This is a genomic window from Sphingomonas pituitosa NBRC 102491, assembly GCF_001598435.1.
In the GTDB taxonomy this organism is placed as follows: domain Bacteria; phylum Pseudomonadota; class Alphaproteobacteria; order Sphingomonadales; family Sphingomonadaceae; genus Sphingomonas; species Sphingomonas pituitosa.
On the sequence record NZ_BCYY01000010.1, the window covers coordinates 113,379 to 134,528 of the forward strand.

The window sequence follows — 21,150 nt, forward strand, 5'->3', positions numbered from 1 at the left end:
GCAATTTCGAGAATCTTAAATCGGGAACAGATTTTGGGAAAGCGAAACCCACAGGCGTCCGTCAGCGCGATCGAGGCGGCGAGATTCCCGCCAGACGTTCCTTTTCGGGAATGAGCAAATACGCTTGACCCTGTAGCTGCTACAGACCTTATGGAATGACCCGAACGCATCCATAGGCGGTGCGCAGTTCGGGAATAGCAGTTGCAATGAAGATACATGCCCGCAGGCTTGTCGCGTCAACAGCCTTTACGATCGCGGCATCCTTGTTCGCTGCTATGCCCGCCTTCGCACAAGATCACCCTGCCAGTGAGGAACCAGAGGAGGGTGAGGATATCGTTGTGCAGGCGACGCGGACGGGTCGCCGCGTGCAGGACGAACCAATTCGTGTCGAGGCGCTGGACCGGGAGGAAATCGAGGAAAAAATCCTCATGTCGCCCGGCAACATCGCCATGCTGGTAAACGAGACGCCGGGTGTGCGGGTACAGGTAACGTCACCGGCTACCGGCGCATCCAACGTCCGCGTGCAGGGGCTCAAGGGTCGCTACACGCAAATCCTTGCTGACGGCCTGCCACTCTATGGCGGACAGACGCCCTCGATCGGCCTGCTGCAAATTACGCCTACCGATCTTGGACAGGTCGAAATCATCAAGGGTGCGGCGTCGGCGCTCTATGGCCCCTCGGCGCTCGGCGGCGTCATCAACCTCGTGTCGCGTCGGCCCGCAACTGAACAACAGGGCGAACTCCTGTTGAACGCGACAAGCCGGGGCGGACAGGACGTGACCGCCTACAATTCAGCGCCGCTCACCGACGATCTGAGCTACTCGCTTACGGGTGGTTTCAGCCGGCAGGACCGGCAGGACGTGGATGGTGACGGCTGGGCGAACATACCCGGCTATCGTCGCTGGACCGTTCGCCCCCGGCTGTTCTGGGATGGTGCGAACGGGGCCAAAGCGTTCCTGACGGTCGGCGCGATGACCGAACAGCGCAACGGCGGAACACTGCCGGGGCGGGTAGTGCCCGATGACACGGCATTTCCTCAGAATCAGCGCAGCCGTCGCCTCGATGCCGGGTTAAACGCTCAAACCCCGATTGAGGGGCTGGGCACGCTGTACCTCCGCGCGTCGGGCGTCACCCAGTCGCATCTTCACCGTTTCGGCAACGTCGTGGAGAATGATCGTCACCGCACGCTGTTGACCGAAACATCGCTAGGCGGCGGTACGGGTGCGACCACATGGCTTGCCGGTGCAGCCTATCAGGTGGACACCTACCGCTCTCGCACCTTTCCCGCGTTTGACTACACCTACCGGGTGCCGGCGCTGTTCGCGCAACTGGAGCAAAAGCTGTTGCCGGACCTGACGCTTGCGGGAAGCGCGCGCTGGGACGATCATAGCGAATATGGCTCCCGGCTAAGCCCGCGTGTGTCGATGCTGTTCAAGCCGGGACCGTGGACGGTGCGGGCGTCACTCGGCCGGGGCTTCTACGCGCCCACGCCGTTCGTTGAGGAAATCGAGGCGGCCGGACTGTCTCGGCTTGATCCGCTGCGTGGGCTTCGTGCCGAGACGGCGGACAGCGCGTCGATCGACTTCGGCTATGCGCGAGGCCCTGTTGAGGCGAGCCTGACGCTGTTCGGCTCGAACATCGACCATGCCGTGCAACTTCGCGATATTGCCGCTGATCGGGTCGCGCTTGCCAACGCCGATGGCGTAACCCGCACGCGGGGAGCCGAACTGCTGCTGCGCTATCATTTAAAGGCGATCACTTTCACGGGCAGCTACGTCCACACCGATGCGACGGAGCCGAACCCGGACGCCTTAGGACGCCGCGCTGTGCCACTGACCCCGCGTGATACCGCTGGCCTGACGGCTGTTTGGGAAAAGCGCGGCCGGGGTCGGCTCGGTCTGGAAGCCTATTACACGGGCCGGCAGGGTTTGGAGGACAACCCCTACCGATCGCGGAGCCGGCCTTATGTCGAGCTGGGCGCGATGGGGGAGCTTGTGCTGGGATCGGTCAGCCTGTTCGTCAACGCGGAGAACCTGCTGAACGTCCGCCAGACCCGCTATAACCCGCTGCTGCTGCCATCCCGCGCGCCGGATGGCGCGTGGACTGTGGATCAATGGGCTTCGCTGGAAGGCCGCACGATCAACGGGGGCGTGCGCTTCCGGTTCAGCGCTGGTGCCGATTGACCCTCGTGCAATTCCGCGCGGGCCTGACGTATGATCTGCCAGCCTCCCGACAGCCCAAGCCCCGCGAGGATCACGGCAACCGCGATATCCGGCCAGCCGGTGCCCGTGCCGAATACTCCAAACGCGGCCGCCACGACCGCGATGTTGCCGATCGCGTCGTTGCGCGAACATATCCAGACAGACCGCCGATTGGCTTCGCCATGTCGATGACGCCAGAGAATGACGGCGCATATCAGGTTTGCGGTGAGCGCCAGTCCGCCCACAACACCCATCGTTTCAGCGGCCGGGAGCGTGCCTCTCGTTGCCATCCAGACGGTGCTACCGATTACCCACGCGCTAAGCAGGATCAGCGAACCGCCTTTCACCAGAGCGGCGCGCGCGCGCCAACGGAGCGCAAAGCCGGCTACGCCAAGGCTGATCGCATAGTTTGCAGTGTCACCAAGGAAGTCGAGCGCATCGGCCTTGAGGGATGCCGACTGCGCCGAAACGCCGGCTGCGATCTCGACGCCGAACATGCCGGCGTTGATCGCCAGCGCGATCCAAAGCGCTCGCCGCCACGCCCGATCCTCATTCTTCGCGGCGGGGGCGGCGCAACCGCCGCAACAACCTCCTGCCATGCCGTCACCTCACAAATGTTTGATGACGCCCTATGTAGGGTCTGTAGTAGCTACAGGGTCAAGGCATGGCGCTGACAATCGGTGATCTGAGCAAGGCGACGAACACGAAGGTTGAGACAGTGCGCTATTACGAGCGCATCGGTCTGTTGCCGAAACCGCCACGCACGGCGGGTAATTACCGCGATTATGGGCAGGCGGAGCTAGGTCGCCTGTCGTTCATCCGCCGCGCCCGCGATCTGGGCTTTTCGCTCGATCAGGTGCGGGCGCTACTAGGTCTATCCGACGACCGTAGCTGTGACTGCGCCGGCATCGACCGCATTGCCAACGAGCATTTGCGCGAGGTTGATCGAAAGCTTGCTGACCTGGGTGCCCTCCGTCGCGAACTGAAGGCGGTGATCGATTCATGCGATGGCGGTACCATTGCCGAATGCCGGATCATTGAAGCTTTAGGACCATCTGTGGACGGTTAGGATCTTCCCTAACTTCTCTGCCGGACGGGTTTCGAGATGGCTTAGCGTTTCACGTTTCTCGTTCGTTTGCGGGAAGGCGGGGGGCAGACGTACTCTCCCCGATCCGTGCGCGCCTAGTATCGGTCACGAGTTGACGCGCCTGCCGCCAGATGCCGGTAGCGCCGATTGACAATCGAGCTGATACGTGCCGATGAGAAGTGTGGAATACGCCTCGCGCCTTTTTTCGCAACTACTCCGTATTGCGGGTCTCACCGTGCTTGCGGGTCTGTTGCTCATGCGCCTTGGGCCGTTTTGCGAGGCCGCTGCTCAAGCCACGCCGATCGCGTCAGCGATGACCGACTGCGGGGACGTGAAGGGCTCGCCAACGCCCAAGAAAATGATCCCCCAGGCCGCCTGTGCAACGCCCTGCGTGGCTGTCCCCGGTCACGCCCTTGCGCCCGTTGACCTCGGCCCCATGCTGCCAATCGCACATTGGGCATCACGCGCCTCTAGCATGGACGGTTGGTCCGTGCCGCTACCGACGCCTCCTCCGCGAACCGTGTGACGTTTCCGATAGTTCACACATTCAATCGACGGAGATTCTAATGACCAAGCTCAAGCTGATCGGTGCCGCATTGGCGCTTGCCCTTCCCACCGCCGCGTTCGCGGGCGGCTCCTGCTGTGCCGACATGGTATGCTGCAAAGAAGGTGCTGACTGCTGCAAGGATGGGAAAGGCGACTGCTGCGCCGACATGAAAAGCGGCAAGCATGGAGACCATGCCGGCCACGACATGTCCGGCATGCCGAAGAAGTAATTGGGGAGGGAGGCGTTCGCGCCTCCCTCTTTTAATGACGGGCGAACACCTTGCGTCCGGTTGGTCCGAACGCGATCACCTCGTAGGGCTGGGCTTTCATGCCCGGCACTTCCATGCCGGGTGACCCCATCGGCATACCCGCCACGGCAAGCCCGCTCACGCCTTTAGGATGCTGCGCGAGTGCCCGCTTCATGTCGGCGATCGGAACGTGGCCCTCGAACGCCATGCCGTCGATGATCGCAGTGTGACATGAACTGAGGTCAACGGGGACGCCCATCTTGCGCTGAAGCACATCGCGGCGGGCGTCATCAATGATCTGCACGTTGCGGCCGAACTGCTGACGGACCCGCTTCGCCCACTGCTCGCAACAGCCGCAACCTGGATCGCGATGCATCGCGATGCTGTTCGCCGCTACGGCGACAGCCGGGGTCATCATCGCTGCGGCAATGATCGCGCTCCGGATCGAAAATCTCATCGCTAAACTCCTGTGGTGAAGCCCCGCCCAAGGGGCGGGGTTCTGCCAACGGCCTTACTGGGCGCGCTTGCCGTGAGACTTTAGCCAGCCCTGAAGCTCGGCAATGTCCTTTTCCTGCTTCGTGATGGTCATTTGTGCCATGCGCTTCGTATCGGCATCCTTCGCGTCCCGAAGTGCCACGCGCGACATCGTGACGGCCCCGCGATGATGTTCGATCATCTTGCGGGTCCACATCTCCGATGCGTCTCCCTGCTTCGCAGCCATCATCTTCTGATGCATGTCCATCTCGGAGGCGGCATAAGGATTGCCCGGATCATTCATCATCTTGGAATGGTCCATACCCTGCATCTGGCTATGATCCATACCGGCCATGCTGCTCTGTGCAGCGAGCGGACTTGCGGCGAGCGCCGCAGCTAAAATGCTGATCGTGGTAATGGTCTTCATGGTCGTTCTCCCGAGGTAATCCCCCACTAGAGAGAGTTACGCGGCCACGTCGCGCACCCCTTGGACTTTTCTTCGCCTGCGTCGCGGCCAGCGCATGTAGAGTAGCACCACCCCTGCAACGGCAAGAGCTAACCCCCCGGCTGCGAACGCCATCATCCAAGGGGTGTTGAAGTTCTCATGGTTTTTCCAGTCCATGATGTGGAGACCCCAGAAAAAATCATAGAGCCGCCACGTGCCGGTTCGGACCCCGACGATCCTGCCGTTCTCCGGTGATACGAACACGCGGGTCGCCTCGGCGTCTTTGAACTCCACGCGCCAGACCGGCAGCTTGCCATGAAACTCGGTGCTCGCTCTTCGAGCAAGCACGACGGATGCAACAGACACACTGGGGCCACGATATGCTGCGCGTGCAACTCTCAGCGCAAAGGGCGCATCGATGCGCGGCATCGGCAAACCGGTCCGGGCGTCGTGCATCCGGACCGTGCCGTTAGCCATCGTCAACTCAGCGACGGGTTTTCCGAGCAAGGTCGTATAGCGGAGTTCGCGCACCGGGCTGGGAGCAGCGCCCAACACCGATGCCGGGGAAGCGAACTCCTGAGCCGGACCGATCGTCGCCGTGCTTTCGCGTGCAACGAGATGTTCTCCTCGTACCCGCTCGATCGGCAGGATACTCATCAACAAGCCGCTGCAGAACCAGAGCAGTAGCTGCACCCCGATAATCAGCGCCAGCCAGCGATGGAGCTTGCTGGCAGCGACATGAAGGCGGAGCCTGCCGCTCCTCAGAACCAGGTCCTCACGCCCGCAACGAAGCTGAAGCCGCCTGTGTCATCACCGCGTGCTCTCGTGAAGCGTGCCGTGTCGCCGAATTGCCGTTCCCATGACACACCGATGTAGGGGGCGAACTCGCGGGATTTTTCGTAGCGCAGCCGAAGCCCTAGTTCGAGGTCCGTAAGCCCCGATCCGATGCCATCCTGTTGCACGTCCTGGGCCGCGAAGTTGGCTTCCACGCGGGGCTGAAGGACGAAGAATTGCGTCACTCGCTCATCGTACCATGCCTCGGCTCGGCCAAGCACATTGCCCTTATCGGAAAGGAACAGTGCCCCCTCTACGTCAAACCAATAGGGTGCAAGCCCTTCTACCCCGATCGTCGCATAGGTGCGCGACGGGTTTGGCTTGAAGTCATAGCGGACGCCGGCTTGGAGGTTCCAGTAGGGATCAAGCGCGCGGCTATAGAGCGCTTGTACCTCGGCTGCTTCGAGCGGTTTGCCGAACGTGCCTTCGCCCTCGCTCTTCAAGGTGAGGCGATTGATGTCGCCTCCAATCCAAGCCTCGCCATCCCACCGATAGCCATCCCCGCCTTTGCGTGCCTGATACTCGGCAAGATTAAACAGGACCTGGTAGTAGGTCATTCCGCCATGCTCACGGCGCAGATCGCGATTGGCATCGGTCATGGTCGCCTCGCCATAATAGCGCGACGCCGCCAGCACCGGAGATGGGGCAGGCGCGGGAGCGTTGCCCGGCTTCAGGTCTGTACCGACAGGCACGGTCGCCGTTCCCGGCATTGAAGACATGTCATGCTGCATGGGCTGGCCCGATGCCATCTCCATGCCGGGCATCGCCGACATATCATGGCCGGTGTGCTCGCCTGTCGCAGTAGCCGGAGCAGGGTTCATGCCTGACATTTGGGACATGTCGTGGCCGGCGTGCGGATTGGCCGCGTTCGCACCGCTCATGTCCATGCCGGGCATCATGTGTCCGGCATGCGGATCGGCAGGAGGCCGGGAGGAACGCTTTGCCGGCACCTTCCTAGTCACGGTTTTTTTGGCAGGAGCCTTCTTGGGTGTCGGCCTCGATTTCGTGACCGGTTTTTTTGCCGGCATCTTCATGCCAGGCATACTCATGCCCGGCATCATCGAATGGTCCATCGTCTGTGCCATGGCAGGTGCCGTGGCGACCAGCGCGCCGATCCCGGCGAGAAGCAGCGCCTTCATGCCGCTTCTCCCTTCGCCGAACGAACCTGGACGACCTGCATCATGCCCGCGTGCATGTGGTAGAGCATGTGGCAGTGGAATGCCCAGTCGCCCTCGTTGGCGGTCACGTCCCAACTGACCTTGCCCCCCGGTTGGACCATCACAGTATGCTTTCTCGGGCTGTACGCGCCGTGGCCCGTCACCAACTCGAAAAAGTGGCCGTGCAAGTGGATAGGGTGGCCCATCATTGTGTCGTTGACCAGCGTGACGCGGACGCGTTCGCCGGCAAGGAACGGGATCGGTGCCTTCACCTCGGACAGCTTTTCACCGTCGAGCGCCCACATGTAGCGTTCCATGTTGCCGGTAAGGTGGATCTGCACCTCGCGCGCCGGCGAGCGCAGATCGGGATTGCGATCGACCGCGACCAGATCGCGGTAATTCAGCACACGATGCCCGACATTCTCCAGACCCTGACCGGGGTCGCCGGTACGATCCATCGGCATCGGCGAGATGGTCTGGACACCCGGCCCCTTCTTCACGCCCGGCGCTTTCGAGAAGTCGCGCATGTTCATGTCCATGCCTGCCATGCCGCCCATCGCCATACTGCCTGCGGCGTCCGGCGCGCCTGCCATGCCTGGCATCGTAGCACCCGACTGCATCGCGCCATGATCCATACCGGTCATGCCGGCCATTCCGCCCGCACCGGCACCGGCAGCACCGTGGCCCATCTGCGAGTGGTCCATCGCAGCGGCGGGCTTTTCAGCCGTGGCCATCGATCCATGATCCATCCCAGGCATGGCACTATGGTCCATGCCCTGCATCGAACCGCCGCTCGACATGTCCATGTTCATGTCCATCCCCATGTCTTTCATGGTCGCAACGGGACGTTTACGGAGTGGCGGGACTTCCGCAGCCATGCCTTCGCGTGGTGCGAGCGTCGCGCGCGCCATGCCGGACCTGTCGACGCTCTCGCCGACCAACGTGTAGGCGCGCTCGTCCGTTGGAGTAACGATAACATCGTAGGTCTCGGCCACGCCGATCTGGAACTCATCGACCTCAACCGGACGGACGTTGAGGCCGTCCGCCTGGACGACGCTCAGCTTCAAACCCGGAATCCGGACGTTGAAGGTCGTCATCGCGGACGCGTTGATGACACGCAGCCGCACCCGCTCGCCCGGTCTGAACAGCCCCGTCCAATTGTCCTGCGGCCCGTGGCCGTTGACGAGATAGGTGTAGTTTGAACCCGTCACGTCGGCGACGTCGGTCGGGTCCATCCGCATCTTGCCCCAATCGAGGCGCTCCTTGAGCGGCTGGTCCTCGCCCTTGAGCAAGCCCGCGAGCGTCTGCTGTTGCCGATTGAAATAGCCCGACTGCTTCTTGAGCTTCATGAAGATGCGATGCGGGTGGAGCTGGCTATGGTCGGACAGCACGATAACGTGCTCGCGATCCGACTGGATCGGATCGACGCCCTTGGGGTCGATCACAATCGGGCCGTAAAGCCCCATCTGCTCCTGCAAGCCGGAATGGCTGTGATACCAATAGGTGCCAGCCTGCACGATCGGGAACTCGTAGGTGAAGGTCGTGCGCTTCTCGATGCCGGGGAAGGCAACGCCCGGCACGCCGTCCATCTGGAACGGCACGATCAGGCCGTGCCAGTGCAACGAGGTCTGCTCATCGAGTCCGTTCTCGACATGCAGCCGTACGGTCTGACCTTCCCGCAATCGGATCAGCGGCGCGGGCACAGTGCCATTGATGCCAATGGCGTGGCTCTGCCGTCCGTCGATCATCATCATCTGGTGTGCGACCCGGAGCCGAATTTCATCGCCCGAGACGGTAGGCAGGGGCTTCACGATACCGGCGGAAACGGGCTGCGCCCATGCCGGCATATATGCCGACAGCGCGACGCCGCTTCCTGCAAGAGTTGCACCGCGCAGCAGTTGGCGGCGGTCTAGAACGCGCGACATGGTAGCTCCTTGGGATTGAGCCGCTGCCGGCCCGTCTCACCTCTTACGCGTCCCGTGCGCCTACCCCTCGACTCTCTTCCAATTTTTCGGCGAGCCGCGCGCGAGCCCGATATAGCCTAGTTTCGACCGCCTTATGGCTGATCCCCAATACCTCGGCTGTTTCCGCCTGGCTCAAACCCTCGATCGTGCGGAGCACCAACGGCTCCCTAAGGTTCATCGGCAAGGTTGCGATGGCACGCGTTACTTTAACGAGTTCCTGCCGATCGGCTGCTGCGTCATCGATCGATACCTGATCGTCCGCAATCGTCTCGGCCTGTTCGTCCAGGGGTGCGGCAAAGGAGAAGAACCGACGAACGGCGCGCTTCCTTGCCCAATCCCGGCACTTGTTGACGGCGATCGTAGAAAGCCATGCTTTCATCGCCCGTTGCGTATCGTAGCGCGGCATCGCCTGATGCGCCGCGACAAACGTCTCTTGAACCAAGTCGAGCGCTTCGTCGGCCTCGCCGACAAAGGCGCGCGCAAGCCGGAATATTGGCTGACGATAGCGGCGCATAATTTCGGCGAATGCCGCCTGTCGGCCGGCGATGCTGAGCGTTGCCAGTTCGCCGTCCGACAGGGTGGTCCAATCGAGGCTCACCCCTGTCCGTCGGTGAGCGCCTTCACCACCGCAGCATCGAATTGTGGGGTCTGATCCGGGCGCAAAAGCTGCCGCATGGCGAAGATATGCGCCAGCGTTGCCTTCTGTAATTCTCCCATTGCAGCATGACTCTGATCGACCGCAGCGGCCACTTTGGGGCCGTTGCCATGCTCGCTCTCAATCGCCTCGGCTAGCCGCGCATTGTCTGCACGCATTTCCAATTCCAGTGCGCGGCGTTGCACCGCAAACCGGTCCTCTAGGCTCTTCAACCGTGCCTGCTGATTGGCATCGAGCGCGAGCTTATGATGCAGGACCTCGTGCAAGGCAGTGCCTGGTTGCTTGGGTTGGGGCAGCAAAACGCGCGCAAGAAACACGCCTGCGATAGCCGCGAGGAAGGCCAGTACAACGCAGATGATAAGACGCTTGGTCGACGTCATGGCTCGCCAATCAGCAAGGCCGATGGCGCCAGTGGCGATGCGCCCCCAAGCGGCAAAAGCGACACCGCAGGACTGGCAGTCCCCGGAAGTTCCGCGCCAACCATGCCAATAGCGAGCGCTGCGACCATCACGCCCCCGACACCCAATCCGGTCAATCGTGCGACGGGCCGCGCGCCGATGCGTGCGAGCACCCGCGCTTCGATACCGTCCAGCGATGCCGGAACGGGTGCGCCCGCCAGCCTCGCCAATGCTCTGTCTAGGTCGTCCATGCTGTCCACTCCGCGCCTCTACCACCTGTTACGCAGCAATGCCCGTCACCCCTCGACTTCCGACATGAGGGGCGTGCGGCCGGGCCGCGTAGAACAGGAACCAACCTGATCGGAGTATCCCCCCATGCGTCGCGTCTTTCTTCCTACTGCTATCGTTCTTCTCGGCTTTGCCGGAGCCGCCCAGGCCCATCCCAAACTCGTATCCGCATCGCCGGCACCGAATGCGATGGTCGCGAAGCCCGCGAATGTCACACTCCGCTTCAGCGAGAAGCTGATGCCCAAGTTTTCCGGTGCGGATCTGATGATGACCGGGCATGGCGGCATGACGCACGCGCCAATGAAAGTCGTCGGGACTACAACTGTCGGCTCAGACGGTCGCACCCTCGTCGTCACGCCCAAGTCGCCGCTCGGCGCGGGTAGCTATAAGCTTGCCTGGCATGTGGTCTCGACCGACACACATCGCATCACCGGAAACTACGCCTTCGCGGTGAAGTGAGGTGGAAGCCGACTGGCCGCTGATTGCGGTTCGCTTCGCGCTTTACGTGACGCTGAGCGGGCTGTTCGGCCTCTCGGCATTCGGCCTCTACGGGTTGAAGGTCGGTGAGCGCGGCAACGCGCTTGCCTTCCGCCCTTGGCTGCTCGGGACCGGGCTTCTGGCCCTTCTACTCTCAGGCATAGCTATCGCGCTGCTCGCCGCTGCGATGGCAGGCACACCCCCATGGCCGATCGATCAGGAAGCGGTCGGAATGCTGCTCTCTGACTCCGCAACGGGCACGGCATGGAAAATACGCATGATCGCGCTGGTGGTGGCGTCGATCGCGGCCCTCATAGCAGCGTGGCGCACGGTGCCCCTCGGCGTGGTCGCCATCTCTTCCGGCGTCGCCCTCGCAACGCTCGCCTGGACAGGGCACGGGGCGATGGACGAAGGCTCGACCGGGTGGGTGCATCTGGTAGCCGATATCCTCCATCTCCTGAGCGCTGGTGCTTGGATGGGGGCGCTGCTCGGGCTTGGGCTGCTGGTCATGCGACCGGCGCGGCGCATTGATGCCGCTCACCTCACGCTGACGCATCGGGCTCTGCACGAGTTCGGTCTGGTCGGCACGGTGGTCGTCGGTACGATCGTTGTCACCGGCCTCATCAATTCGTGGCTGTTGGTCGGCCTCGGCAACCTGCCAAGTCTCGGTGCGACAACCTATGGTCGGCTTTTAATCGCCAAGCTCGCGTTGTTCGGCGCGATGCTCGGACTTGCTTCGCTCAACCGTTTTCGCCTCACGCCCGCATTCGAACGCTCGGTCGCCGCAGGCGATCATAGGGGGACGCTGCGGACCTTACGGAAGAGCCTTGCCATGGAGACTGTGTGCGTAGTCACGATTCTGGCGTTGGTCAGTTGGCTCGGAACGCTCGAACCCCCTGCATCGGCCATGTAGCGATAGTGTGAGGGCAATCGGGCTCGGCGACGTAGAACCATTGCGTACCGTGCGGCGTCGGAATGGGGCTTGACCCTGACACGGTGTCAGACCCTACATGCTCTTGGGTCGAAGGAGTTTCTTGTATGAACGACCCTCATTCCCACGCCCATTCTGCCGGAGGCTGCGGCGGCTCGGGCAAGCAAGACGGCAAACCGGCTACGATCGGGCGCGAAGCTAGTGCTTCCTGCTGCTCGTCCTCCGGACCGCCGGCTGTCCCGCAAACGGCCAAAGAAGGTTGTTGTTCGGGGAAAGCGGGCGGCGAACCCTCGGTCACAGTGACCGACCCGGTATGCGGCATGACGGTCGATCCGGCGAAGACAGCCCACCATGCCGAGCATGCCGGGCACAATTATCATTTTTGCAGCGCCGGGTGCCGGACCAAGTTCGTCGCCGACCCTGACGCCTATCTCGGCGACAAGCCCAAGCCCAAGCCAAAAGCGACGCCCGGAGCGATGTGGACGTGTCCCATGCACCCGGAAATCCGCCAAGAAGGGCCGGGCACGTGCCCGCTCTGCGGCATGGCCCTCGAACCGGAAGAACCGTCTCTCGACGACGGCCCCAACCCTGAACTGGTCGATTTTACTCGCCGCCTATGGGTGGCGGGCGCGCTCACCATCCCGTTGCTTATTGTCTCGATGTTCGCCGAGATGTCGGGGATTCACGTCGTCAGCCCTACCGCTTCGCCTTGGGTCCAGCTCGTACTTACTGCGCCCATCGTGCTGTGGGCGGGATGGCCGTTCTTCGAGCGGGGGTGGACGTCGCTTCGTACCCGCCATCTAAATATGTTTACGCTGATCGCGATCGGAGTGGGTGCGGCATTCCTCTACAGTCTGGTCGCGACACTCGCGCCCGGCATCTTCCCTGCAACGTTCCGGATGCACGGGGGCATGGTCCCGGTCTATTACGAAGCTGCCGGCGTTGTGGTGACGCTGGTGCTGCTCGGACAGGTGCTCGAATTGCGCGCCCGAGCGGCGACGGGGCGCGCGATCCGCGCCCTCATGGACCTTGCTCCCAAGACAGCACGACGGTTGCGGTCTGACGGCTCGGAGGAAGAAGTCGGCCTTGCCGACGTGGCGACCGGAGACCGGCTGCGAGTTCGCCCTGGCGAAGCGATCCCGGTCGACGGTGTAGTGGTCGAAGGTCGCTCCTCAGTCGATGAATCCATGCTCACCGGCGAGCCGGCTCCCGTCCTCAAAGAAGTGAGTGCTGGGGTTACCGGGGGAACGGTGAACGGCACGGGTAGCCTGGTCATGGAGGCCCGCGCCGTCGGTTCTGACACGATGCTCGCGCGCATCGTCCGCATGGTTGCGGAAGCGCAGCGCAGCCGTGCCCCGATCCAAGCGGTTGCCGACCGCGTGTCAGGCTGGTTCGTACCCTTGGTCGTACTGATCTCGGTCGCAACCTTCGTCGTGTGGTCGCTGGTCGGCCCCGAGCCACGTATGGGTCATGCCCTCCTCAATGCTATCGCCGTGCTGGTAATCGCCTGCCCATGTGCGCTTGGGCTTGCTACGCCCATGTCCATCATGGTCGGCACCGGGCGCGGTGCGCAGGCCGGCGTTCTGGTCAAGAACGCCGAGAGCCTACAGGCCCTCGATAAGGTTGATACGCTGGTCATCGACAAGACAGGCACGCTGACGGAAGGCAAGCCGTCGCTGATCGCGATCGAGGCAACCGGCACGACCGGGGAGAACGACATGCTCGCTCTTGCCGCCGCGGTCGAAGGTCAGTCCGAACACCCGCTCGCTCATGCGATCGTCGTCGCTGCCAAGGAACGCGGACTTCAACTCGGCACGGTCGAGGACTTCGCCTCGCAGACTGGCATGGGTGTCAGTGCCACAGTGGGCGGTCGGTCGGTGGTGATCGGCAATGCCGCACAAATGAACAGGGTCGGCGCCGATCCCAAGCCACTCGACGCTTCAGCCGATCGTCATCGAAGCGAAGGGGCCGGCGTCATCCTGATCGCCATCGACGGGGCGCTCGCGGGCTTGCTCGCGGTTGCTGACCCGGTGCGCCCTTCGGCGGGCGACGCTATTGCGGCCCTCCGCAAGGAGGGTTTGCGGGTTATCATGTTGACGGGTGACAATCGCGGGACTGCCGATGCGGTTGCGCGCGCCGTGGGCGGTCTGGACGATGTACGCGCCGATCTGCGGCCGGAAGACAAGGCGCGTATCATCGGCGAGTTGAAAGCGGGTGGCGCCAAGGTCGCGATGGCCGGGGATGGCATCAACGACGCACCTGCGCTTGCTGCTGCCGACGTCGGCCTCGCAATGGGGACAGGGACGGACGTAGCGATCGAAAGCGCGGGCATGACACTTACACGAGGCGATCTCTCGGCGATTGTGCGTGCCCGCAAGCTCGCCCGTGCGACGATGCGGAATATTCGGCAGAACCTGTTCTTCTCGTTCCTGTTCAACGGGGTCGGCGTCCCCGTCGCGGCAGGCGTCCTCTACCCTGTTGCCGGCATCCTTCTGTCGCCGATGCTGGCCGGCGCGGCGATGGCGCTCTCCTCTTTCACCGTAGTCCTCAACGCGCTGCGTCTGAACGCGGTGAAATTATGAACATCGGAGCGGCGTCGGAGGCCAGCGGCGTCTCGCAACGCATGATCCGCCACTATGAGAAGATCGACCTCGTGCCCGCGCCGCTCCGGCGCGGGAGCTACCGTGATTACGCGGACGCGGACGTTCACCGGCTGCGGTTCATCGCCAATGCGAGAGACCTGGGGTTTCCAATCGAGGAGATTCGCACGCTACTCAGCTTGTGGTCGGATCGGGATCGGTCAAGTGCCGAGGTGAAGGCGCTGGCGAAAGCTCGCGCGGCTGAGCTAGGCCGCAAGGCACGCGCGTTGAAGGCTATGCAATCGGCACTGGTTGACTTGGTTGAGCGCTGCCACGGCGATGATCGACCGCAGTGCCCGATTATCGAAAGTCTTGCTGAATAGCTTGATCGGACGGGGCACTTGCCAACGTCCTAGTCGCCGTTTGTATCGTCGTACAGAGATTCTCAAATTCTGTGAGATGCCGGTTTTGGGAAAGGATTGGCTTTCCCGAAACTCGATCGATTCCGAGAATCCCGCACCGCTCCGCAACGTGCCATTTATCGCTGACAGACCGTGCCAATTAGCGCTGATATCTACAATATGCGAACCCCGGAAAACCGTCGTTGTCAGATTCTCAAAACTCGTTCCCGATATCCATTTCTCAAAAGATGCATTTTTGACGGAGTTGTGAGAAGGGAGCGCCATGCTCATCGGCTATGCTCGGGTGTCTACCCCGGATCAGGACCTGGCTTTGCAACTCGACGCCCTAAACGCCGCCGGGTGCGAGCACATCTCCACCGATAAGGTAAGTGGAGCCAGCATCAACCGGCCAGGCCTGGCTGAAGCGCTCGGGATCGCCCGCAAGGGCGATACATTGGTGATCTGGAAGCTCGACCGCCTCGGCCGTAACATGAAGGGCTTGGTGGATTTGGCGGCGGACTTGTCCGCGCGTGGGGTCGAATTGCGCTCCCTCACAGACGGAATTGACACCGCCACGCATACAGGTCGCCTGCTCTTTCACATTCTAGGGTCAATTGCAGAAATGGAGCGTGAATTGATCCGGGAGCGGACCATGGCGGGACTAGCAGCGCGCCGAAAGGTCGGCGGGGGTGGTGGGCGAAAATCCGTGCTGACGCCTCGCAAGAGGGACATGGCGCTCAAGCTTCTTGCCGCTGGCGATCGGCCGCAGGAGGTCGCAGAGGCGATCGGCGTATCCGTGTCCACCTTCTATCGGCACTTCCCTGCTAGCGGGCGGGCGCCATCGGCGGACGACAAATAGCGCGACCATATAGGCGCCACCTTTAGGTCAACGGACCGTCAGCATGACGGTGGTGCCGATCCGCCAAAGGCACGCAGCGATTGAAAGGCGAATGAAACGGTGTACCCTGCCATATCTAGGGACGCCATTCGGGGGGAGGGTACCTTGTCGCTTATAAAGGACCTACTGACCGTTCCCGAGCGCGAGGACGGCGGGCGAACGGCCTACGACCGCTTCGACTACCAGACCGCATGGGGGCTTGCTCGCCTACTCGAGCTCCACAGCAAGGGCGAAAACTACGCGGTTGCCTTTGAATTTCACGACGACATTGTCGCCCTAGACGACGCCAACAATCCTACTTCTGCAACCTTCTACCAGGTTAAGACAAAGGATAAAGGCAACTGGACACTCGCTGAACTCAGTCGACGCGACAAAGCTAAAGACGGCTTCAAGCCGTCCTTTGCTGGCCGAATGTTTGATAATGTCGGGCGGTTTGGCACTGCAGTAACGAAGCTTTCCCTTGTAAGCAACCAGCCCCTCTCCATTGCTACTGAAACCCACGGTGAAGCGTCCTTCTCCAAGGTGAACTCGACGAAGCTGGAATCATTTTTGAAAGCATTGAAGGCGGAGGCGGCAACTTTTGACCCTTTGTCACACATATCGCTATTTTATTTCGTTTACTCGGATTTGACCCTAACAAGCTTTGACTCGACGATTCATGGAAAAATATCGGAGTTCTTGCAGGACGAGGTCGGCCCAGAGGTGCCTCCGCGCCCGTTTGCACTTTTGCTAAACGACCACTGTCGTAAGCGAGCACGGAGACTTACCGACCTAGGTGATTTTAAGGACCTCAAAGCCTCTAAATTTATAACCCGCGACCAGATGCTAACATGGCTCGTTGACTTGAAGTCCGATCACATTCGGCGGCCCGAATGGAGCAACGTTTCATCGGAACTTAGTCTGCCCTTTGATCAAAGGCATCGGATCAGGAAAGCTTGGCAAGATTATGAGGTTCAGCTGAGGTCCAGGCCAAATGCAGCAACGATTGCATTTTCCAAACGTGTTCGATCTCTCGTCAATGAACTTACTGAGGGTGCATCGAGCTATGAGGATGTTCTCTCCCGCGCAACTCCTGTCGTGCGCAGCCTTGTTACCGAATGGCGAGAAAACGCTACGGAGGACTTTGTGCATGCGGTGATCTTATACGAGTTCGAACGATGAGCGATGGACACGAGCGCTACGCACTCCTGGTCAGAAACCTAAGAAAGCATAATGATGAAACGACTGAGCTTCGAAAGCTTGGAATTGTTGTCGCTGAAAGAACGGAGCGCGCGGCAAATACGTTTCCACCAAACACTGACAGTGATCAAGGGCGAGAATGACGTCGGTAAATCCTCAGTCATAAAGAGCATCTACTGGGCGCTGGGCGCGGAACCGGAGAAGCTTCACACAAAGTGGGTATCCGCTAACGTTAAGGCGTGCCTTCGCTTTTCGGTTGATGGGGTCCCATATGCCGCTGTTCGGGACCAAAATACGATAGGCATATTCGACGCCGCTGGGTCGCCACTGATCGTAACATCTCAGATCACAAAGGAGCTTGCCCCGTACATCGCAAAGTTGATCGATTTCGGCATCGTACTCAACAACCGCGGCGGCACCCCTGAGATCCCACCACCTGCATACGCCTTCCTCCCGTTCTATATCGATCAGGATCACGGTTGGAACAAGCCGTTCGCGTCATTCGCAAACCTTACGCAGTACCCCAACTTCCGTAAGCCGCTGCTCGAATTCCATACGGGCATCCTTCCGAACGAGTACTGGCAACTTGAGGCCGAAAAGCGACGTCTTCGAGCAGACCAGAAGGTGCTTGAAGCTGATCGAACGGTAGTGCGTAAAGCAGTCGAGCGATTCAGACTCGAGGTAAGCTTCGATGGCCTCGAACTGTCGATCCAGGGCCACGAGGTCGCCATCGAAAAGCTGCTGCTCCGCCTACAAGTTCTAAGGCAAATCCGCCAAGGCCGTGCGAAGAAGCTTGCCGAGCTCCAGGACGAGAGAATGCTCGTCGAGCAGCAGGTCCAGGTCGTTAAGGGCACAATTCGCGAACTCGAAAGGGATGCGCAGTTCGCCACGGACCTTCCGATGTCATTATTCTGCCCAACGTGTGGCACAGAGCACACTAACGACTTCGCCAACCAATTTGGCATTGTAGAAGATCGAGAAGCCTGCTTCGAGTTCATTTCCTCTGCTCGTAACCGCGTCATCGAGTTGATCGATCAGGCGGGGAGAGCAGAAGGAGAGCTGAGGGCTGCCGATCAGGCTCTGCGCGAGATCGATGAAGCCATCAACGCAAAACGAAGCCAGGTGAGCTTAGCCGAAGTCATCGAGAATCGAGGACGCGGTATAGCCTCGGAAATGTTCGAAAAACAGATCTTCGACCTTGAAACAAAGATCGGCGCCTTGGCGGTCGCAATGAAGGATATAGCTAAGCGCATTAAAGAATTGAAGGATAAGGAACGCCGTGCAAAAATAGAAACATTCTTCCGCGGCAAAATGCTTACATTTCTTATCATGCTAAATGTCGACTTCAGTGATGAAGACATGCTGCGCCTTCCGGCTAAGATCAATGAAACGGGCAGCGATCTTCCATGTGCCATCCTGGCCTACTACCTTGCTGTTTTGCACACGGTTCAGGAACACTCGTCTGCCCTTTTCGCCCCGATGGTTGTGGACAGTCCGAACCAGCAAGACCAGGACGAAAAAAATGTAGCTAATATGATTGACCTTTTGATTGAGCAGCCTCCTCCAAATTCGCAGCTCATTCTCGGAACGGTGTCCATGCATGGACGTGCAGTGAAGGTGGGATCAGTCATAGAGTTCGACGAAAAATACTCTGTTTTGCAAGCGGACCAGTTCGCCGCGGTGAATGCGTCCATGGCTCCCTTTTTGGCTGCACTCCGCTCATGAGAAACTTTGTCCTGAGCGGTACCGGAGTCATTAAATTCCGACGTGTTGGTGAAATGGGGATGCGCGGGCGAACGACGGGTCCCGATGACGTGGTATGAATCCCTTTTCGTCGCAGTTGCGGGTGGCGCTTTTGCGAGCCTTACCACGATGTGGCTCACCCTTCGGCGGTTCTACCGAGAAAGATGGTGGCAGCGCCAATTTGACGGTTGCTCCGCTGTAATCGAGGCTATTCACGATTTGAAGCGACATACGGATCTTGAATGGGACCGAGTGAACCTTCACAGATCGTTTCCAGAAGAGTTTATGCGTCAGGCCAGCGAGAAGTCGGTAGAGGCCGTCCGAACGTTAAGGCGATACGCCGACCTTGGCGAGCTGGCGTTACCAAGTGAAGTCGCCCACCTCTTGCACCTATATTTTCGTGATGTTGACTACTTAAATCCTCCTAGTTGCTTCGACACGCATGATGAACAACTAGAACACGCTCAAAACAATCAAGACCGGCTTCTCAATGATGTTGTTCCTGCCGCGATGCGAGGCCTAGGGCTCGGTCAGCCTTGGCACCGCCGGCTCTGGGCCAGGTTGGAGCGTTAGTTCCTACCGGCAGCGTGGATGAACCGGATCTCCCGCGAGACCGGCATAATGTTTCTGAAAGGCGGGTCGACGACCGTCCCTTGATCGCCCTATTGTCATCGGTATGAGTCTGACGTTTAACGCCGTTCTTGAGAGCTATCGTATAGACCCGCGCCAAGTCCGGTTGCTTCGGCACCAGAACGGCGCTGTTAAAGGTCGTACCCTCTACTCCTTGTGGCGAGATGACCATGCCAGCTTTGTGGCATACCAGAACATCCAAACTAGCCAGAACCGATCGCGACTAGCCTCTCCCTTCTGGGCTGCTTTTGTGGTGACTCCGGCGCAGTCAAATCTCTTCGTCGGCCTGTACGAGGTAGAGAGAATCGGTGAGTGCCCGATTGGCGCCGTAGACCCATTCAAGCTGCACGACGTCGCGGGTTCAGACCTCTACCGTTCGGAATTGTTCAAAGCCTCAGAGGCGGATGTCGGCCGCATCTTCATTGATTGGGGGCCGGGGACACGCACCTGGGCTCAGAAGGCTGCCGATCAGCCCAAGCCGATTGTCGAAATCACTCGCGTTTTCAAGGAAGAGGAATTCCCTGGTTACACGCGCTTTATCGCCAGGCTTTCGGGGTTGGGGGCGCTTCCCCCATCTTGGCTCACGGCGTTGCGAGCCGCGAAGGGTGTTTATCTCCTCACGTGCCCTGACACGAAGGAGCAGTATGTCGGCTCAGCTTATGGTGAAGACGGCTTCCTGGGCCGATGGCTCGCCTACGCGCGCGATGGTCACGGCGGCAATGTCGTACTTAAGAGCCGCGATAGGTCCGATTATCAGGTCTCTATCCTGGAGGTCTGTGGGTCGGCCGCTTCACCGGAGGAGGTTATAGGCGTCGAGGGGCTTTGGAAGGCCAAGCTTCAGACGCGCGAAATGGGTCTGAATGGCAATTGAGTTCATCCTGGCGGTCTCGCAGAGGATTGGACGAGCCTTTTTGATCTGAGTGCGGTGCGCCTGTCGATCGCGCCGGTTGCCGGTGGTGGCCACTGACGGCGGTAACAAATCGTCGCCTTTGGCATATATCCGGCGTGGGGGCGGCATCCCGTCGCCCCTTATCAGGAGTACGAGCACAATGGCATTCGCAGACCTGTGCACCTTGCTTCTTGTGTTGTTTGCCTTCGGTACCCTTCTTTTGAAGGTCATCGAGGTAGCGCGCCAGAAGTAGCACACGGGCGGGGGGGTGGCGGCAACCGCCCCCCCAAACGATTGAGGCCCCGGGGCGGCAACCCCGGGGCCTCTTTATCTACCAAGTGTGTTTCCGCACTGGCATTCGCATGATCAACAATAGGTTGAATCGGTTGCGAGTTCAATAACGCAGGTTATCGTCTGAACCCCCGTCATATGGCCTCGACGAGCCGCCGTCCCCCGGCCCCTGCGATGCCCGCCACTATCCGCGTCCTCGAGTGGGGAATGCGGGTCCTCTGACGGTCATCTTGGCAGCGTCGTAAGGACGCTGCAGCGCCACGATCTCGGCGTATGTGCCGGTAAGCCAGATGTCGATTTCGTCAGGCTCTAGGATCGTGATCATAGCCTTGGGATGGATGGGCTCAACCAACTCATTCGCGTCACACGTCACCATTGTGAACCCCGGACCTTCGGCGGTTCGCTGCCAGAATCCCGCGACGGCGAAGGTCGGCTGATCGATGACGCTGAACCACATCTCGCCCTTCAGCGGCGGCTTGCCGTCACCCAGATCGTGTTTCTCTGGGGTGAACTCAGCGAACTCGGTCAGGGGGATGATGCACCGGTTCTCCGGCTTCTCAGCGAGCCGGCGCCACTGCGGGAGCTTGAGGTTCCTCACGTTCGTCATCGGGTAAGCGGCTTGCCCACCGAGGACGTCCCAGGTCATCACGTCCCATGCCCGCTTTCCGTCCTGCTCGCGGATGACATAGTTCCGCGACTTCGGCCGCAGCTCGACCGGGTTGAACCGGTTGTCTCGAGGCCGCTCTTCAAACAGCTCGGCCGCAGATCCAAACAGCGTTTCGGGTTCACCGCTATAGCGCGCTCTATTGCACATGGGGGCAAGCTAGCATCCGGA

Annotated in this window: 21 protein-coding genes; 11 read left to right on the top strand and 10 right to left on the bottom strand. The window is 60.6% G+C overall.

Annotated elements, in window-relative coordinates; all coding sequences use genetic code 11:
* The first annotated feature begins 206 nt into the window (after positions 1-206).
* Positions 207-2,183 carry a TonB-dependent receptor plug domain-containing protein gene (locus SPI01S_RS10600; protein WP_066721945.1) on the top strand — a complete coding sequence of 659 codons (1,977 nt, stop codon included), beginning with the start codon at positions 207-209 and terminating at the stop codon, positions 2,181-2,183.
* Here SPI01S_RS10600 and SPI01S_RS21800 read toward each other — a convergent pair.
* Complete coding sequence (locus SPI01S_RS21800) at positions 2,111-2,800, bottom strand: cation efflux transmembrane domain-containing protein (RefSeq protein ID WP_084253396.1); 690 nt, start codon at positions 2,798-2,800, stop codon at positions 2,111-2,113. The two genes, SPI01S_RS10600 and SPI01S_RS21800, sit on opposite strands and share 73 nt — an antisense overlap.
* Positions 2,801-2,865: 65 nt before the next feature.
* Between SPI01S_RS21800 and SPI01S_RS10605 the strand changes: the two genes are divergently transcribed.
* Both SPI01S_RS10605 and SPI01S_RS10610 read left to right on the top strand, forming a co-directional pair.
* Entirely contained in the window at positions 2,866-3,270 is a 405-nt protein-coding gene (locus SPI01S_RS10605) for a MerR family transcriptional regulator (RefSeq protein ID WP_066721946.1), read from the top strand.
* Between the two features lie 584 nt (positions 3,271-3,854).
* Entirely contained in the window at positions 3,855-4,064 is a 210-nt protein-coding gene (locus tag SPI01S_RS10610) for a hypothetical protein (protein WP_066721947.1), read from the top strand.
* Between the two features lie 31 nt (positions 4,065-4,095).
* Here SPI01S_RS10610 and SPI01S_RS10615 read toward each other — a convergent pair whose 3' ends face one another.
* The 8 genes from SPI01S_RS10615 to SPI01S_RS21805 are packed head-to-tail and all read right to left on the bottom strand — an operon-like array spanning position 4,096 to position 10,260.
* Positions 4,096-4,539, bottom strand: a complete 444-nt coding sequence (locus SPI01S_RS10615) for a DUF411 domain-containing protein (RefSeq protein WP_066721948.1) — start codon at positions 4,537-4,539, stop codon at positions 4,096-4,098.
* A 54-nt stretch (positions 4,540-4,593) separates the two neighbouring features.
* Positions 4,594-4,983 carry a DUF305 domain-containing protein gene (locus SPI01S_RS10620; RefSeq protein ID WP_066721949.1) on the bottom strand — a complete coding sequence of 130 codons (390 nt, stop codon included), beginning with the start codon at positions 4,981-4,983 and terminating at the stop codon, positions 4,594-4,596.
* Positions 4,984-5,019: 36 nt separating this feature from the next.
* Complete coding sequence (locus tag SPI01S_RS10625; protein ID WP_066721951.1) at positions 5,020-5,772, bottom strand: PepSY domain-containing protein; 753 nt, start codon at positions 5,770-5,772, stop codon at positions 5,020-5,022.
* Complete coding sequence (locus SPI01S_RS10630) at positions 5,763-6,974, bottom strand: copper resistance protein B (RefSeq protein WP_066721952.1); 1,212 nt, start codon at positions 6,972-6,974, stop codon at positions 5,763-5,765. Before SPI01S_RS10630 ends, SPI01S_RS10625 begins: the two co-directional genes overlap by 10 nt.
* Complete coding sequence (locus SPI01S_RS10635; protein WP_066721953.1) at positions 6,971-8,917, bottom strand: copper resistance system multicopper oxidase; 1,947 nt, start codon at positions 8,915-8,917, stop codon at positions 6,971-6,973. Before SPI01S_RS10635 ends, SPI01S_RS10630 begins: the two co-directional genes overlap by 4 nt.
* Before the next feature lie 43 nt (positions 8,918-8,960).
* The gene (locus tag SPI01S_RS10640) at positions 8,961-9,554 is read right to left on the bottom strand and encodes an RNA polymerase sigma factor (RefSeq protein WP_066721955.1); all 594 of its coding nucleotides are present in this window, start codon (positions 9,552-9,554) and stop codon (positions 8,961-8,963) included.
* A complete protein-coding gene (locus tag SPI01S_RS10645) occupies positions 9,551-9,991 on the bottom strand; it encodes a periplasmic heavy metal sensor (RefSeq protein WP_066721956.1) in 441 nt (146 codons plus the stop codon). The genes SPI01S_RS10640 and SPI01S_RS10645 overlap by 4 nt, the downstream gene beginning before the upstream one ends.
* Entirely contained in the window at positions 9,988-10,260 is a 273-nt protein-coding gene (locus SPI01S_RS21805) for a hypothetical protein (protein WP_084253406.1), read from the bottom strand. Before SPI01S_RS21805 ends, SPI01S_RS10645 begins: the two co-directional genes overlap by 4 nt.
* 124 nt (positions 10,261-10,384) lie before the next feature.
* Between SPI01S_RS21805 and copC the strand changes: the two genes are divergently transcribed.
* From copC to SPI01S_RS10680, 8 genes are all read left to right on the top strand, one after another.
* The gene (gene copC / locus SPI01S_RS10650; RefSeq protein WP_066721958.1) at positions 10,385-10,756 is read left to right on the top strand and encodes a copper homeostasis periplasmic binding protein CopC; all 372 of its coding nucleotides are present in this window, start codon (positions 10,385-10,387) and stop codon (positions 10,754-10,756) included.
* Between the two features lies 1 nt (position 10,757).
* Positions 10,758-11,687, top strand: a complete 930-nt coding sequence (copD, locus tag SPI01S_RS10655; protein ID WP_066721960.1) for a copper homeostasis membrane protein CopD — start codon at positions 10,758-10,760, stop codon at positions 11,685-11,687.
* Between the two features lie 125 nt (positions 11,688-11,812).
* Positions 11,813-14,287: a heavy metal translocating P-type ATPase gene (locus SPI01S_RS10660; RefSeq protein ID WP_169804496.1), complete on the top strand. Its 2,475-nt coding sequence runs from the start codon at positions 11,813-11,815 to the stop codon at positions 14,285-14,287.
* Positions 14,284-14,667, top strand: coding sequence for a MerR family DNA-binding protein (locus SPI01S_RS10665; protein WP_066721961.1), 384 nt, complete (start codon positions 14,284-14,286; stop codon positions 14,665-14,667). Before SPI01S_RS10660 ends, SPI01S_RS10665 begins: the two co-directional genes overlap by 4 nt.
* Positions 14,668-14,968: 301 nt before the next feature.
* The gene (locus SPI01S_RS10670; RefSeq protein ID WP_066721963.1) at positions 14,969-15,544 is read left to right on the top strand and encodes a recombinase family protein; all 576 of its coding nucleotides are present in this window, start codon (positions 14,969-14,971) and stop codon (positions 15,542-15,544) included.
* Between the two features lie 144 nt (positions 15,545-15,688).
* Entirely contained in the window at positions 15,689-16,744 is a 1,056-nt protein-coding gene (locus SPI01S_RS21810) for a dsDNA nuclease domain-containing protein (protein WP_169804497.1), read from the top strand.
* Between the two features lie 51 nt (positions 16,745-16,795).
* Positions 16,796-18,487 carry an ATP-binding protein gene (locus tag SPI01S_RS10675; RefSeq protein WP_066721965.1) on the top strand — a complete coding sequence of 564 codons (1,692 nt, stop codon included), beginning with the start codon at positions 16,796-16,798 and terminating at the stop codon, positions 18,485-18,487.
* A gap of 694 nt (positions 18,488-19,181) precedes the next feature.
* Positions 19,182-20,006: a GIY-YIG nuclease family protein gene (locus SPI01S_RS10680; RefSeq protein WP_066721967.1), complete on the top strand. Its 825-nt coding sequence runs from the start codon at positions 19,182-19,184 to the stop codon at positions 20,004-20,006.
* Between the two features lie 493 nt (positions 20,007-20,499).
* Here SPI01S_RS10680 and SPI01S_RS10685 read toward each other — a convergent pair whose 3' ends face one another.
* The gene (locus SPI01S_RS10685; protein WP_066721969.1) at positions 20,500-21,129 is read right to left on the bottom strand and encodes an SOS response-associated peptidase family protein; all 630 of its coding nucleotides are present in this window, start codon (positions 21,127-21,129) and stop codon (positions 20,500-20,502) included.
* Positions 21,130-21,150: the final 21 nt, after the last annotated feature.

What these genes read in the sequence shown, in the direction of transcription:
- SPI01S_RS10600 (WP_066721945.1), top strand. Translation starts at nt 207, where the DNA reads ATGAAGATACATGCCCGCAGGCTTGTCGCGTCAACAGCCTTTACGATC.
- SPI01S_RS21800 (WP_084253396.1), bottom strand. Translation starts at nt 2,800, where the DNA reads ATGGCAGGAGGTTGTTGCGGCGGTTGCGCCGCCCCCGCCGCGAAGAAT.
- SPI01S_RS10605 (WP_066721946.1), top strand. Translation starts at nt 2,866, where the DNA reads ATGGCGCTGACAATCGGTGATCTGAGCAAGGCGACGAACACGAAGGTT.
- SPI01S_RS10610 (WP_066721947.1), top strand. Translation starts at nt 3,855, where the DNA reads ATGACCAAGCTCAAGCTGATCGGTGCCGCATTGGCGCTTGCCCTTCCC.
- SPI01S_RS10615 (WP_066721948.1), bottom strand. Translation starts at nt 4,539, where the DNA reads ATGAGATTTTCGATCCGGAGCGCGATCATTGCCGCAGCGATGATGACC.
- SPI01S_RS10620 (WP_066721949.1), bottom strand. Translation starts at nt 4,983, where the DNA reads ATGAAGACCATTACCACGATCAGCATTTTAGCTGCGGCGCTCGCCGCA.
- SPI01S_RS10630 (WP_066721952.1), bottom strand. Translation starts at nt 6,974, where the DNA reads ATGAAGGCGCTGCTTCTCGCCGGGATCGGCGCGCTGGTCGCCACGGCA.
- SPI01S_RS10635 (WP_066721953.1), bottom strand. Translation starts at nt 8,917, where the DNA reads ATGTCGCGCGTTCTAGACCGCCGCCAACTGCTGCGCGGTGCAACTCTT.
- SPI01S_RS10645 (WP_066721956.1), bottom strand. Translation starts at nt 9,991, where the DNA reads ATGACGTCGACCAAGCGTCTTATCATCTGCGTTGTACTGGCCTTCCTC.
- SPI01S_RS21805 (WP_084253406.1), bottom strand. Translation starts at nt 10,260, where the DNA reads ATGGACGACCTAGACAGAGCATTGGCGAGGCTGGCGGGCGCACCCGTT.
- copC (WP_066721958.1), top strand. Translation starts at nt 10,385, where the DNA reads ATGCGTCGCGTCTTTCTTCCTACTGCTATCGTTCTTCTCGGCTTTGCC.
- SPI01S_RS10660 (WP_169804496.1), top strand. Translation starts at nt 11,813, where the DNA reads ATGAACGACCCTCATTCCCACGCCCATTCTGCCGGAGGCTGCGGCGGC.
- SPI01S_RS10665 (WP_066721961.1), top strand. Translation starts at nt 14,284, where the DNA reads ATGAACATCGGAGCGGCGTCGGAGGCCAGCGGCGTCTCGCAACGCATG.
- SPI01S_RS10670 (WP_066721963.1), top strand. Translation starts at nt 14,969, where the DNA reads ATGCTCATCGGCTATGCTCGGGTGTCTACCCCGGATCAGGACCTGGCT.
- SPI01S_RS10675 (WP_066721965.1), top strand. Translation starts at nt 16,796, where the DNA reads ATGATGAAACGACTGAGCTTCGAAAGCTTGGAATTGTTGTCGCTGAAA.
- SPI01S_RS10680 (WP_066721967.1), top strand. Translation starts at nt 19,182, where the DNA reads ATGAGTCTGACGTTTAACGCCGTTCTTGAGAGCTATCGTATAGACCCG.
- SPI01S_RS10685 (WP_066721969.1), bottom strand. Translation starts at nt 21,129, where the DNA reads ATGTGCAATAGAGCGCGCTATAGCGGTGAACCCGAAACGCTGTTTGGA.